Source organism: Paenibacillus sp. J22P90 (genome assembly GCF_059692195.1).
Window position 1 is genome coordinate 173,115 of sequence record NZ_JCAUAY010000007.1, and the last position, 14,205, is coordinate 187,319.

At 45.7% G+C, this 14,205-nt stretch carries 15 protein-coding genes; 1 reads left to right on the top strand and 14 read right to left on the bottom strand.

Translation table 11 applies throughout. From position 1 onward, the window contains the following. Nucleotides 1–12: 12 nt before the first annotated feature. The 10 genes from AC58UX_RS22710 to AC58UX_RS22755 all read right to left on the bottom strand — a co-directional run bounded on the left by AC58UX_RS22710 (nucleotide 13) and on the right by AC58UX_RS22755 (nucleotide 10,443). A complete protein-coding gene (locus AC58UX_RS22710) occupies nucleotides 13–1,902 on the bottom strand; it encodes an ATP-binding protein (protein ID WP_497256921.1) in 1,890 nt (629 codons plus the stop codon). Further along, on the bottom strand, nucleotides 1,903–2,616 hold the full coding sequence (locus AC58UX_RS22715) for a response regulator transcription factor (protein ID WP_068670403.1): 714 nt from the start codon (nucleotides 2,614–2,616) through the stop codon (nucleotides 1,903–1,905). Nucleotides 2,617–2,654: 38 nt separating this feature from the next. Beyond that, the gene (gene ccsA / locus AC58UX_RS22720; RefSeq protein ID WP_497256924.1) at nucleotides 2,655–3,914 is read right to left on the bottom strand and encodes a cytochrome c biogenesis protein CcsA; all 1,260 of its coding nucleotides are present in this window, start codon (nucleotides 3,912–3,914) and stop codon (nucleotides 2,655–2,657) included. Further along, nucleotides 3,911–5,572 carry a cytochrome c biogenesis protein ResB gene (gene resB, locus AC58UX_RS22725; RefSeq protein ID WP_497256926.1) on the bottom strand — a complete coding sequence of 554 codons (1,662 nt, stop codon included), beginning with the start codon at nucleotides 5,570–5,572 and terminating at the stop codon, nucleotides 3,911–3,913. Before resB ends, ccsA begins: the two co-directional genes overlap by 4 nt. A gap of 50 nt (nucleotides 5,573–5,622) precedes the next feature. Then, nucleotides 5,623–6,156 (bottom strand): redoxin domain-containing protein, encoded by a 534-nt coding sequence (locus AC58UX_RS22730; protein ID WP_497256928.1) that lies wholly within the window; start codon nucleotides 6,154–6,156, stop codon nucleotides 5,623–5,625. A gap of 83 nt (nucleotides 6,157–6,239) precedes the next feature. Continuing rightward, nucleotides 6,240–6,986, bottom strand: a complete 747-nt coding sequence (locus tag AC58UX_RS22735; RefSeq protein ID WP_497256930.1) for a pseudouridine synthase — start codon at nucleotides 6,984–6,986, stop codon at nucleotides 6,240–6,242. A 113-nt stretch (nucleotides 6,987–7,099) separates the two neighbouring features. Beyond that, nucleotides 7,100–7,633, bottom strand: coding sequence for a spore maturation protein (locus tag AC58UX_RS22740; protein ID WP_497256932.1), 534 nt, complete (start codon nucleotides 7,631–7,633; stop codon nucleotides 7,100–7,102). A 7-nt stretch (nucleotides 7,634–7,640) separates the two neighbouring features. Continuing rightward, nucleotides 7,641–8,240, bottom strand: a complete 600-nt coding sequence (locus AC58UX_RS22745; protein ID WP_497256934.1) for a nucleoside recognition domain-containing protein — start codon at nucleotides 8,238–8,240, stop codon at nucleotides 7,641–7,643. Between the two features lie 44 nt (nucleotides 8,241–8,284). Then, nucleotides 8,285–9,478, bottom strand: a complete 1,194-nt coding sequence (locus AC58UX_RS22750) for a D-alanyl-D-alanine carboxypeptidase family protein (RefSeq protein WP_497256936.1) — start codon at nucleotides 9,476–9,478, stop codon at nucleotides 8,285–8,287. 206 nt (nucleotides 9,479–9,684) lie between these two features. Continuing rightward, complete coding sequence (locus tag AC58UX_RS22755) at nucleotides 9,685–10,443, bottom strand: SDR family oxidoreductase (RefSeq protein ID WP_497256938.1); 759 nt, start codon at nucleotides 10,441–10,443, stop codon at nucleotides 9,685–9,687. A 164-nt stretch (nucleotides 10,444–10,607) separates the two neighbouring features. On the opposite strand from AC58UX_RS22755, the gene AC58UX_RS22760 reads away from it, so the two are divergent. After that, on the top strand, nucleotides 10,608–11,219 hold the full coding sequence (locus AC58UX_RS22760; RefSeq protein ID WP_497256940.1) for a TetR/AcrR family transcriptional regulator: 612 nt from the start codon (nucleotides 10,608–10,610) through the stop codon (nucleotides 11,217–11,219). Nucleotides 11,220–11,274: 55 nt separating this feature from the next. Here the strand turns inward: AC58UX_RS22760 and ytfJ are convergent, their stop codons facing one another. The 4 genes from ytfJ to AC58UX_RS22780 form a co-directional block, all read right to left on the bottom strand. Continuing rightward, nucleotides 11,275–11,760 carry a GerW family sporulation protein gene (ytfJ, locus tag AC58UX_RS22765; RefSeq protein ID WP_497256942.1) on the bottom strand — a complete coding sequence of 162 codons (486 nt, stop codon included), beginning with the start codon at nucleotides 11,758–11,760 and terminating at the stop codon, nucleotides 11,275–11,277. 117 nt (nucleotides 11,761–11,877) lie between these two features. Then, nucleotides 11,878–12,582, bottom strand: a complete 705-nt coding sequence (locus tag AC58UX_RS22770; protein ID WP_497256944.1) for a DUF2953 domain-containing protein — start codon at nucleotides 12,580–12,582, stop codon at nucleotides 11,878–11,880. Nucleotides 12,583–12,823: 241 nt separating this feature from the next. Further along, the gene (gene scpB / locus AC58UX_RS22775) at nucleotides 12,824–13,426 is read right to left on the bottom strand and encodes an SMC-Scp complex subunit ScpB (protein ID WP_497257264.1); all 603 of its coding nucleotides are present in this window, start codon (nucleotides 13,424–13,426) and stop codon (nucleotides 12,824–12,826) included. Further along, nucleotides 13,410–14,201 carry a segregation and condensation protein A gene (locus AC58UX_RS22780; RefSeq protein ID WP_497256946.1) on the bottom strand — a complete coding sequence of 264 codons (792 nt, stop codon included), beginning with the start codon at nucleotides 14,199–14,201 and terminating at the stop codon, nucleotides 13,410–13,412. The genes scpB and AC58UX_RS22780 overlap by 17 nt, the downstream gene beginning before the upstream one ends. Nucleotides 14,202–14,205: the final 4 nt, after the last annotated feature.

Consider the following 14,205-nt stretch of genomic DNA (forward strand, 5'->3'; position numbering starts at 1 on the left):
ACGATTTCGAACTTATTTGTGTTCACAAGGCAACCAGATCGTAAACGTGCTGCCCTGCCCCATCGTACTTTGAACCGTTACACTGCCTTGGTGTGAATCAATGATATTTTTGACAATCGCGAGACCAAGTCCCGTCCCCCCCGAGGAGCCCCTCGTACGCGCTTTGTCCGCCTTGTAGAAGCGTTCAAAGATGAACGGCAGGTCCTCGGCAGGGATCCCCTGCCCCTCGTCCGCAATCTCAATGCGGATCGCTGGTCGATCCTTGTAGAGGCCCGGCTCCGCCTTCAGCGCGATATTCGCGCTTGCAGGCGTATGCCGGAACGCATTGTCGAGCAGGTTCGTCAGCACCTGCTCCAAACGATCCTCATCCGCGCGACGCAGGATGAGCGGATCTTCCGGCAGCGCCACGCTTAGCGCGATGCCGCGCTCTTTGGCCAGCACCGAGAACTTGCGGTGCATGCGTTTCACCAGGGAGTCGATCTCGACCTCCCTGAATACAAGCTCGAGATGGCCGGCTTCCATCCGCGCCAGATCGAGCAGGTCACGGACGAGGCGCCCCATGCGGAGCGACTCGTCGTGAATGACCTGCACGAGCTCCACGCGTTCCTCCGGCGTGGAGGGAATATCATCAAGCAGGGCTTCACTGTAGCCCTGCAGCATCGAAATCGGCGTACGCAGCTCATGCGAGACGTTCGCCACGAAATCTTTGCGCAGCTTATCGAGACGTTCTTCCTCCGTGACATCACGGAGAACGGCTACAGCGCCGCGCACCTGGTCTCTGGAGTAGAGCGGTGTCATCGCTACGGACCACACGCCATTTTGAACATGAAGCTTGGTAGCTGCATCTGCCGACTCGTCGACCACAGCTTCAAAAAGCGGAATCAGCGGCACAGGAATCGGACTCGAGGATGACGGATAGTTAAAGCTCATCAATCCCCAATCACCAAGCGATGTATCCTGCTGCGGGAAGCGTCTTGGCGTCCCTTCATCCTCTGACCATTCGATCGTGCTCCACTCTTGAATGATCTTCTCCCCTTGCGGGTTGCTGAGCATAACTGAACCATTCACATCGAGTGTGATGACGGCATCAGTCATACTGCGCAGGATGCTGGAAAGATGTTCCTTCTCTTGGCTAAGCGCATGAATACTTTCCTGCACCTTCTCGCCCATGTGATTAAACGTTTTGGCAAGCTCACCAATCTCATCTTTGGAAAGAATAGGGACACGCGTACCATATTCTCCATGTGTGATAAAATCAGCCGCTTTCTTCAATTGCTGCAGCGGTCTCGTAATTTGCGAGAACAAGAAGAAGGCGAAGAAGGTTGTCATGAGAAACCCTACGATCGAAACATAAACAAATAATCTCAACATGTACGATTGCGTTGCTTCTAAGGATTGCAAAGACTGATACAACAAGGTGGAGCCAACAATGCCGCCTTCCATATTGAATAGAGGAACTGCGACTACGAGAAATTCCGTCCCCGATTTAAAACGGCCTGTTCCTAACTTGTTCACTTGCTTCCAGATCGTTTGCCCTTCAAAGACCGGTTTCAGCTCCGCAGCTGTGTAAAAATCCGATACATGAAAGTCTACGAGTTCGCTGCCTTTCGTCTCAGGAATGATCATTTCTTTCATATCTGTCGAAATGACGAGCATACGAGAATCTTGAAAACTGAGTAACTCATTGCTGAGCTCATAAAACTGCTCATTGTACATGTGCTGCGAGGCTTCTTCGGAAAATTTGTTCGCCATTTTTATCATATTTTCCGTTTGATCCGTTGCCTGCGAGAAATAATTTTCCATATAATTGACAAGGAAAAAGCCTAGTATGAGCAAGATAACCCCAACTAGGCCAATAATCGTTAACCACAACTTACCTACGACACTTCTGAAAATAAACACTTATTTAGGCACCTCTAGCTTGTAGCCTACACCCCATACGGTCGTAATCATCGCTGCAGCATCCGGGGATACTTTGTTTAATTTTTCACGGAGTCTTTTCACATGCGTATCAACGGTACGTAAATCACCGAAAAATTCGTAGTTCCATACATCCTTAAGCAGCTCTTCACGAGAGAACACTTTATCCGGAGAAACCGCCAAGTAGTGCAGCAATTCATATTCCTTTGGCGTTAGGGCAACTTCCTGACCACCAGCTGTAACACGATGTGCATCATGCTCAATGATCAAGTTTGGGAACACAATATTATTGCTGGAGCTTGCATCCTTGGACAGATAAGCTGTTGCCGAAGAGCGGCGAAGAATGGCTTTCACGCGATAAATTACTTCACGAGGTGAGAACGGTTTGACTACGTAGTCATCAGCTCCTACCTCAAAACCACTCACACGATTCGTCTCTTCGCCTTTGGCTGTCAGCATAATGACTGGCGTCGATTTCACTTGACGAAGGCGCGCACATACTTCAATCCCATCGATACCTGGCAGCATCACGTCAAGCAAAATGAGATCAAAGTCGGATTCCGTGGCCATCCGCAAAGCAGATTCGCCATCTTCTGCTTCTTCAATGAGATAGCCTTCTTTTTCTAAATACATGCGGAGCAATCGGCGAATACGTTCTTCATCATCTACAACGAGTATACTTGGCTTCAATTCCATGGAGCGTCACATCCTCTTTATAATGTACGTGCATAATTTTAAACCCCTGCATAAGAATGCAGACCTGCTATGACTAAGTTCACACCTACTAATGTAAACATAACGACAATAAATCCAATAACGGTTAACCATGCGGATTTCTTACCTTGCCAGCCTTTGGAGAGACGAAGATGCAGGAATACAGCATAGAATAACCAAGTGATCAATGCCCATACTTCCTTCGGATCCCAGCCCCAGAAACGGCCCCAAGCTTCCTGCGCCCAAATCATGGCGAAGATTAGTGCTCCAAGCGTAAAGATCGGGTAACCAATCGCGATAGCGCGATAACTGATCTCATCCAGATCCTCTGCATCCATTCCTTTCACAATCGGACCAATCGCAGCCCCTAAAGGTTTACGAGCGACTAGACGAGCCAACCAATAAAGAATTAGACCGCCAAGAATGGACCAAATAACGGTATTGAGTTTACGTCCAGCGGCTGCCCCTTCCATCCAGGATGGCGCTGTAAATAATGGCTCGGACATGCCTAGGAAAGACTTCATTTCTACGACTTTTGTGTCATACGGCTGCACAATCGGCGGCAATACGTACGTTTCGGTAGTCGTATTCGTTTCCTGCACACCTTGTGCGTTTGTGACGATGACATCTTTGGAGAATACGGCTTTGTACCCTGATCCATTGAATGTAAAGATCGACGCGATAAATGCGACAAGCATAAGGATAAAGAACAAGGTAAGCTCGACACCGCGTTGTTCCTTCTTATCCGTCTTCGACGTTCCCTTGTAATCGACAGATCGCAGCAAATACATCAAGCCACCGGCAAAACCAACGGCGAAGAAAGCTTCCCCTGTCGCTGCAGTGGTGACGTGAATTTTGAGCCAATAGCTCTGCAAGGCAGGAATTAACGGCTGTACTTCACTCGGGAAAACAGAGGCATAAGCGATAATGATAAATCCAACCGGCAACGCGAATACGCCAAGAACCGGTGTCCGATAAATGAGATACACGACCAAGAAGGCACACATGATCATCATCCCTAAGAAGGTCATGAACTCATACATATTGGACGTTGGGATATGACCCCCTTCTGCCCATCTGGTAAAAAAGAAGGTCACATGACAAGCAAAGCCGACGACAGAAGTAAGGAAAGCGACAAATCCCCACTGTCTCGTGTGATCTTCCGGCTTTCGGTTACTCCATCTTTTACCGGTAATCGATAGGACAAACAGGAAGAATGCTAGCAAGTATACAAAAAAAGCGATAAGTAAAAAGGTGCTGCTGACAGAGTTTACGTTCACCCCTGGTTTCCTCCATTTGCTAATGTTTTCTGCGAAACTTCCATGCCATTTTTATTGAGCGCTGCGGCTACCTCATTGCGAAGTCCAAACCAGTTTTTGTTCGTATGACCGCCTAGTGTAAGCTTGCCTTCATCAATTCGAATCCAGATGCGGCGGTGCTGCCAGTAGAAGCCCATGATGACCCCGATCATAAAGATCGCGGAGCCAACCCAGATATAAGGCATCGCTTTATCTACACGAATGTTCAGGTACGTTGTATAATTCGCAAACTGAACACCTTCCATCGAGCCAACGGCTATTTTCAGCTTTTGGCTAATCGCGCCATTAATCGTATCTTGCGAGAAGGTTTCTTTATCTATTTGCCTTGGGAAATACAGGTAAGGTTCACCTTTCTCAGCGAGGCCCGGTCCTGTAATACTAAAAATAAACGCAGGTGCTTTCGGCTCATTCGACTTCGAAATGGGTTGCCCTTTTTCTAAGCCAAACTCTGGGAAGAAGCCTTTCAGCGTTAATTTATAAGGTCCTACCTGATATGAATCCTTCGGATTATTCATCGGTAGATCAAAGCTTCCATACGTCTCACCCGTTATTGGATTGCTAAGCGCAGGCTTAACGGAGATTAGCAACGGTGTCGCTTTATAATCAAACTGATACGCTTGCAAGCCTTTGTAATTCAGCGGATGATTCACGATGATGTCGGCTTTATGTACCTCTTCGAGTACTGGTGTTTCTGACCCATCGCCGCAGTTCGCGGTGCAATGATACAAAACGGCTTTCGTTTCATACGTTTTAGGAACGATCTGCCCTTTCGCCTTGATGCTTTCAGGAAGATCCTGCTCATCATACAAGGTGAGCGTAAATTTCTCATTTTTGATGTAATACGACGTATGAGGGATCGGCTTGGTTTCGCCTTCAAGAATGCCCATATATTGATCCATATGCCAGCCAGGAATGCTCCGCATCAATACGCCGATTAGGAAAATAATGAGTCCAATATGATTGATATAAGGACCCCAGCGGCTAAAACGATACTTCTCAGCAAGAAGTGCTGATCCGTCAGTATGTACACGGTAATTTTTCTTACGTAAAAGCTCACCTAACTTATTCGTCCAAGCGATCTCATCTGTACCTGCTGGCAAATCAGCAACATGGGTTACATTTTGCCTTACGAGAAAGTTAATATGCTTGCGTATTTGCTGCTTGGATAATGCACGATACAGCGGAAGCACGCGATCCAAACTGCATATCACGAGTGAAGTTCCAATCATGAATAACAGCGTAATAAACCACCATGAGTTGAATGTATGTGAAAAGCCAAGAGCGTAATAAATGCTTCCTAGTGCTCCGTAGTTTTCACTGTAATATTGCGATGGGTCCATATCCAGAAATGTGTTCTCTTGTGGATAAATCGTACCTACAGCCGAAGCCAGCGTTGTGATGAAAATGATCCATACCGCTATTTTGACCGAGGAGAAGAAATTCCAGACTTTATCGAGCAGGGATGGATTCGATTTCTGCGAACGTCGAGCCATACCATCGTAACGCATTTCTAGTATATCTCTGCCATCTGTATCGATCAGCGGGTTGCCACAAGATTCACATAGCGTAGTGCCAGTGGGGTTCTGATGCCCGCAATCGCATTTGGTATTGTAGAACATGATGACCTCCTATAAAACGTTGAGCATGCGCGCGAATTGCGATTTCCGAACTACGATTTTTTCACTAAACCAGACAACGTTTCATCAATGTAAGACTCTTCCATTTGGCCTATTTTTTTCACAGCGATTTTGCCATCTGTGCCAATGAAAAAGGTTGTCGGATAGTCCATAACACCATACTGTTTACGCACAACTTCATTGGCATCCAACAGCACTGGCATATTTAATTGATATTGATCCATAAAGCCTTGAACCGTTACCTTATTCTTGTCCACGTTGACCTCTAAGAAGACTACGTCCTGACTCTTATACTTGTCATACATCTTCTGAAGATCAGGCATTTCTTCTTTACAGGGTGGACAAAACGTACCCCAGAAATTCACAAGCACAACTTTCCCCTTATAGTCGGAGAGCTCGTGCGTTTTACCATCTAACCCCATCAAGGAGAAGTTTGTTGCTTTATCCCCCTGCTGTGGATACTTCTTGCCTGCGGAAGCAGACAAATTTGTAATAATCGTAAACACACCAATAATGAGCACGATTGCAAAGATCCCAATCTGTACCCATTTCTTATTACGACCCACTGTTAATCACCTTCGCTTTTTCGACAATGTTAGTTTGGAAATATCGAATTATACCCTTATTATAACGAAAAGAAGGCCAATTCTTATTGGCCTTTTTGAACGTTATGTGTCCTTAGAGCTTCGTTCCTAAGCTCTTCAACTTCTTTAGGCGTTAAGTGGCGATACTTCGCTCTTGCCAGGCCTGTTAAGAAGATCGGACCGAATTTAATCCGCTTTAATTTGATAACGGGAAATGAAATCGCCTCAAACATCCGTCTGACTTGGCGGTTTCTTCCTTCATAGATCGTGATTTGAATGACGGACTCATTCTTCTCCATGTTGACATCCGCATACTCGACTTCAGCAGGAGCTGTCATGCCGTCTTCTAACTGTATGCCCACTTTGAGCTTATCTAATAACGTGCCGTGCGGCACACCTTTGACCGTCGCTTGATACGTCTTCGGAACATGATGCTTCGGATGCGTGAGCAAATGTGCAAATTCACCGTCATTCGTCAAAATGAGCAGACCTTCCGTATCATAATCCAATCGACCGACTGGATACACACGTTCTCTAATCCCTGGCAAGAAGTCCGTAACGACCTTCCGCCCCTCTGGATCGGTTGCACTCGTAATAACACCTTTCGGCTTATTCAAAATGACATAAATCTTCTTCTGCTGACCGATGGCTCGTCCATCGACTCTAATCTCATCTTCAGCTGTATTTACTTTCACACCCAGCGTCGTGACGACTTCACCGTTCACTTGCACGCGTCCCGCTGTAATGATTTCTTCACATTTCCGGCGGGATGCGATCCCAGCTTCGGCTAATACCTTTTGCAGTCTTTCCATTATCCGCTTTCACCTCAAGCTAATGATAACGGACTTAACCGCAAATCTCAAGCGGCAACCCACAATAACTGACAGAAGGTGACAGAATGATGGCTAAGCTCTCTTTATCATGGCTAGGCAAACACTAAATAACAAATAACAAGCGAAGCTATGAAGCCCACTGCGTCCGAAATCAAGCCGACTTTAAGGGCATAGCCTGCTTTACGAATCCCAATAGCGCCGAAATATACAGTAATTACATATAACGTTGTGTCCGTGCTCCCTTGGACGGTTGAGGCAATCCGCCCGATCATAGAATCTGGACCAAACTGTTCGATGAGATCTGTTGTAAAAGCTAAGGAGCCCGCTCCCGTTATGGGGCGCAGGATCGCAAGCGGAAGCACCTCTGTTGGCACGCCGATGCTTTCGAAAAAAGGCCGCATCCAGCCGATCAGCATGTCCATCGCGCCTGAGGCACGAAACACCGAGATCGCCACCATCATGCCGACAAGGTGCGGAATTATTTTGATCGCGGTATCGAAGCCATCCTTCGCTCCCTCTACAAATGATTCATAGACGGGAACCTTCCGATAAGCCGCGTATAGTGGAATGAAAACAATCATGATTGGGATTGCCCATGCTGAAATGAGTGAAACGAGTGCGTACATGGCTGGTTCATCCTTTCAGCGGAGGGATAGGTGAGCGCGATCTGCGGTACCATCGATCCACGAATATAGCCGCTGTGGTTGAGATGATCGTCGCAATGAGTGTTGTGCCTACGATTTCTGCTGGGTTCATGGAGTTGAAATTCATACGAATCGCTATCAGTGTCGTCGGAATTAAGGTGATACTTGACGTATTGAGCGCGAGAAGCGTGCACATCGCCGTACTCGCCTCATCCTTATTTGGATTGAGCTTTTGCAGCTCTTGCATGGCTTTAATCCCCATCGGAGTAGCTGCATTACCCAAGCCTAGGATGTTAGCGCTCATATTTGACATGATATAGCCAAGTGCCGGGTGATTCTTAGGAATGCTGGGAAAAAGGAAGCGCACGACAGGCTGCAGCAGTTTGGCCAGCTTAAGTAAAATCCCCGCATCTTCCGCGATGCGCATCATCCCCATCCAGAACACCAACACACTAATTAATCCAAAACAAACCGTGACACCATTCTTCGCCCCGTCAAAGGCCGCTTGCGTAACGGATTCCACATCACCATTGATAGCCGCGACGAGGAAACCAACGACGATAAAAAACAGCCAGATCCAATTCACCATAGCTTAGCACTCCTTACCCTTAGGCTCGAAACCAATTCCCTCTATTAATCCGCCCACTTGGAGCCTGATAAATTGAACAGTTCCTGCACGAGCATCCTGCATATGTAGCTGTACTTTGTCAGCAAAGTATCCTTATACGGACTGCTCGCTTGGAAAGAAAACGTCGCTTTTTCCGGTACTTGTAGCAATGGATTTGTCTTATCATAGATCGGGATAGTCTGAATGCGTTGGTTCTTTAAGGAGATTTGAAGCGCTCCACGCTCTGCTAATCGATACTCGGTCGTCATCGGATCCAACAACGTAACTTTATGTGTTAAAGAAGCATATTCTCCTTCTGCCAATGGATAATTAAACGTTCTGCTTGCCACGTATGGCGTACCTTCGATGGTATCGCCTTTTTTCACAAGGGTTTGCAAGGGGAAATTCTTAAAGCCGTATTGAAGCAGTCTTGCATGATCCGCCCAGTCGTCACCGTCATTCAAAGTAACCACAACGAGTTGTTGTCCATCACGCGTTGCGGAGGACACTAAGCAGCGCTTAGCCAGCTTTGTGTAGCCCGTTTTTACACCGTCTGCTCCTTCAAACATGGAAAGCATCTTGTTTTTGTTCAGCCAGGAGTAATCCCAGGCTTCATTCGGATTTGGTACTTTTTTCAGTTTCGTGGACACGATGTCTGCGAAAACACTATTTTTCAACGCATAAGCGGTTAGCTTCGCCATATCATTCGGACTAGAGCGATGACCTTCGCCTTCATCGAGCCCTGATGGATTCGTGAAATGGGAGTGATCCATCCCCAGCATGCTTGCTTTTTCATTCATTAAGTAGACGAAGCCTTCGACACTTCCTCCAATATGCTCAGCGATCGCGGTTGCTGCATCATTACCCGAACGCATCATGAGTCCGTACAGCATGTCATGCAATCGCATTTCTTCTCCCAGCTTCAAGTAAATGGAGGAACCTTCTTTGCCGAAAGCGTTTTTGCTAACTCTGACCATGCTATTGAGGTCGCCTTGTTCAATTGCAATGATGGCCGTCATAATTTTCGTCAAGCTGGCGATACGCATAGGCGTGTCCCCTTTTTCGCTATACAGGACACGTCCTGATTCCACATCAACGAGAGAAGCTCCCACTGCATTCGTATGAATGCTTGGCAGCGCGGCTTCCACATAGGACCATGGCGCAATTAGCAATCCAAGTAAGGCACAGCAAATGAAGATGAACTGGACTTTAGTTTTCATCGTTTTTGTTATCCTCCTACACGAGCAAACTTGTACACTTTCCTTCAACAAACGAATCTACAGATAAAACTTTGTACAAGTATATGCGTGTGGACGAGGGATATGTCCTTGAATTAGGCAGGTCGCTGCCTAGGCATGGCAAAAGAAAAAGGAGCTCGCGAAAGGCGGCTCCCGTTTTTCTTTTATGAAATTTCATTGCACCAACTTTAGTAAGCCGTCCAACCCGCATCAGCAGTAACCACGGTTCCATTTACAAAGCTCGCATCATCAGATGCCAAGAATAGAGCTACCTTTGCAACTTCCTCCGGCTCACCAGCACGCGGATTCAACCCCATGCCTGCCATTGCTCGTTCCATACCAAATGGATTTGGCGCTGTAATCGTTGTACCAATATTCGTGCTGACTCCGCCCGGTGCGATTGCATTGCAGCGGATGCCAAGATTAGCATACTGGAAGCCGACATTTTTCGTGAAGCCAACTACCGCATGTTTGGAAGCTGTATACGCTGCCCCGGCTCTGGACCCATTTAATCCGCCGGCAGAAGCGATATTGACGATAACACCGCTTTTTCTCTCTGTAAAAATAGGAAGAACTTTACGCGTTGTTCTCATTACACCTGTTGTATTAATGGCAAAAATCCGCTCCCAAAGCTCGTCCGTCAAGTCTCCTGCAGGAACGAAGTTATCCATAATGCCAGCATTATTAATTAGAATATCGACAGTACCGTATTCCTGAACCGCTGTATCAATTAATGCCTGAACATCTTCCTCTTTAGCTACGTTAGCTGCAATTGCTAGTGCGATACCACCTTTGGCTTCAATCCCAGACACAACGGTTTGAGCCGCCTCCACGCGAAGATCCGAAACAACGACTTTAGCTCCTTCTACGGCAAACAATTCAGCAATTGCTTTTCCCATGCCTGATGCTGCACCTGTTACGATAGCCACTTTTCCAGAAAGCTTCATGTATAGTACCTCCAGTAGTTTATTCAATATGAATATAGATCTGCTAACACTTCGAGTATAATAGAGTAGGAAGAGTGGTTACAATCAGTAAAAAGCTTACGTTTGTTAGCTAACGAACAATTGGATTCGTTTTGTTCAATAAAGTCAAAAAGGAATGTGTCATTATGACAGAAAATACGAAAAAAACAGATCGTCGCATCGTTCGTAGTAAAAGTGCACTAAGAGAAGCCCTGCTTTCCCTTATGGCACACAAACCCTTTACGTCCATTTCTATTACCGAAATCGTAGAATTTGCTAATTATAATCGTGGAACATTTTATGCGAACTATGAAAGTAAAGAGGATCTGCTCGATGATATTATTCATCAATTAACTGGGCAATTGCTCCAATCCTTCCGAGCCCCCTATGAACATGTTGATGTGTTTCGTATAAATGAATTACCTGCCAAATCGGTCATGATTTTTGAACACTTTTACCAAAACTCATCCATTTACACCACGCTGATGAAAAGTGAAGTCCTTCCTAAACTGAAAGAAAAAATGTTTAATGCATTGAAAAAAATCACCCAGGAAGAATTAATCTACCCCGACAAAGATAACGATATTGATCAAGAGCTGCTAAGCATCTATTCTATTAATGCACTTCTAGGACTCATTTTCCATTGGATTGAAAGTGATTTTAAATATTCACCTTCTTATATGCAGGATCAGCTTATTAAACTGATAAACTGGCGTCCAACGTCCGCTAAAACTGTTGTAAGAATCTCACACGAGTAAACGTTGTTCCAAAGAAAAAAGCTGTCCTCCAAGGACAGCTCATAATGACCAGATGCTAGACGATAAAATTCTGATTCTCGACATTGGTTATACTGGTTGAAGCAGATGCAGGAGGCTTCGCCGACATCCCTTTAATCATGCTCTGGATTTTGTCCACAACCTGCGGTGCAGAATCGATGAGACGCTCCAGAATGTGCGTTTGATTATCCAGCGGTACGACCTTAACGCCATTCTTACCGACGACGAGGAAAGCAATTGGTGTAATCGATACCCCGCCGCCGCTACCGCCACCGAAAGGAAGAGCGACTTTGGCATTAAGCGCATCGCTTCTGTTCATTGAACCGCCTTCGATTTCAATCTCGGAGTCTGTCACAAACTCACTACCGCCTGCAGCGAAACCGAAGCCGACTTTAGAAATCGGCATGATGACACTGCCATCAGGCGTTTCGACGGGGTCACCGACAATTGTGTTTACGTCGACCATTTCTTTTATATTTTCCATGGCGACTTTCATGAGGCCTTGAATCGGGTGTTCGGACATCTTGATATTCCTCCTTAGCGTTATTCGCCAAACGAACTGGCATCGAAAGCTCAAGCATCAAAGATCTGTTCTTGGTTCAGTTCTAGAGTGCCCTTAGAGTCATGGGGTTATGTACACTCATGATGCAGGTTTAAATCTGGCTTTCGCTTTCAAAGCAAATTGGATCCAACTGCGGATACCGCCCTTCACTTTCGCCGCTCGGTACACTAAGCGAATTCCTGCTATAACGGCATACCAAACACGTATTCGACTAGCCATGCGAAACTCCGTTGCAAATTGCTTTTCATTATACTGCGGTACGACATCGATACGCGGCTTAGCTGTAAGCTTTACAAAAGGGATCGAAAACCCTAATAGCGATGACTTAATCGCCCAGATCGCTCCTGTTGTAATGGCTGTTTCCGGTGCATCCCCTACGCCCACTCGCGTAATCCATCGAAGCTCCGTACACTCTACTCTCGCTAAGGTTTGCTTCATCCAGCCATATAAATTCATCGTATGTAGAAGGACATCCTTCGCTTCTTTAAAGAAGGTGATGACTTTATCTTTTGTAATATGATCTCTCGTCTCATCTTTGAGCGTGGCGTTATGATTGGTTATTTTTTCTGACTTGATTAAAATCCCTTGGGTGAACCCTTTAAACTGAATGATTGGGATGACATACCGATATCTGACGAGCCCAAACAAACCTCGCATCTCCACGGAAAGTGTATCGTTATCTTTCACTCGGGAGAAATAAAACTCACTGCGCAAATAGCTGCATAGCACTACAATAATTGCGATGACAACAACGAACACGGCCAATCCTACCCACAGCAACACTTACGCCTCCTTAGCTAAAATAAACGGCTACGCCGTCCTTCAAGGGCGGGAGCGTTTATGGAAAAATATAGCCGACTTATTATGTGAAACATATAAATTCTAATATTTCAAAATAAACCGTCTGACTTGCCGACAATAAAAAACTCCGCCAGCAAGAATGAAACTTCTCGCAGGTGGAGTTAGTATGACCTCTAAAAGGAAATGAAATGCATGTTTGGATAAGCTTTAACCTGACGAATATCTATTCCGAATGTTCGTCACTCACATCTTCCAGCGTCAATTGTTTCTGGTCGCCTAGTCGATCGAACAGCATACGTGTTTCTTCTTCCAAATCAAAATTACCCTGGAAGTTTGTGGAGTCTGGCAATTCTTGAATGGAGCTAAGTCCGAAATATTCTAAGAATTGTTTGGACGTTCCATATAAAATCGGTCTTCCTACCGCATCCGCGCGTCCAACCTCTGTAATCAAGTCCTTGCCAGTTAACGTGGCAAGAGCACGATCACACTTCACGCCGCGGATCTCCTCAATCTCAACGCGTGTAATTGGCTGCTTATAAGCAACAATGGATAAGGTCTCTAAAGCTGCTTGTGAAAGCGAAGAACGTGATGGCGTATAGGCCAGTCGTTCAAAATAAGGAGCGTGCTCCGCAAGGGTTGTAAGCTGATACGCACCCGCAACCTCAACAATTTGGACTCCTCGTCCTTTTCGTTTGAAGTCTGTTCGCATATCCTTCAACAAATCTTTAATCACATACGCATCTAACTCCATCACTTCAGCCAGTTGCTTGAGATCCAGTCCTTCGTCGCCAGAGGCGAAGAGAAGTCCTTCAATAATCGATTTCATCTGTTGGAAGTTGAGTGTCAAGGTCCGATCCCTCCTCTTTGGCTTGAATGACGATGTCTTCAAATAGCTGATTTTGATAGCACATAATTTTTTTCATTTTCATCAATTCAAGAATAGCTAAAAAAGTAACAACAATCTCTTCCCGCGTCATCTCATAATCGAAAAGTTTAGAGAATAACAGCTTGCCGCCTTTTATTTTAAGCAAATCAACAACCTCGCGGATCCGATCCTTTACTGAGATCTCATCCCGTCTTATCCGGGCAACCACGTTACGGTTCGTTAGTTTGCGCAAAGTACGTTGAAACGCGATCAGTAGATCGGTTACATCTAAACCTTCCACCGGGTTCTCTTGAACCTCCGGCAAATAGGGTGTTAAATCTTCCGGTTCACGGGTATAAACAAGGCTGCGTTCTACCTCTTTATCACGAAGCATATCTGCAATCGATTTATATTTTCGATACTCAATCAGCTTGGCAACGAGTTCAGCGCGAGGGTCTAGCGAATCATCCATATCATCAAAATATTCGTCAAATTCAATGACAGGCGGCTTAGGTAAGAGCATTTTGCTTTTGATGGAGAGCAGTGTCGCTGCCATGACTAGAAACTCGCTCGTAATTTCTAACTCCAGCTCCTGCATCGCTTGTACATACCCAAGGTACTGATCTGTAATTTCTTTGATCGGAATATTGTAAATGTCGAGTTCATTTTTATCAATAAGATGAAGCAATAGATCAAGGGGGCCTTCAAATACTTCTAACTTGTACGTAACCTTCATGTCG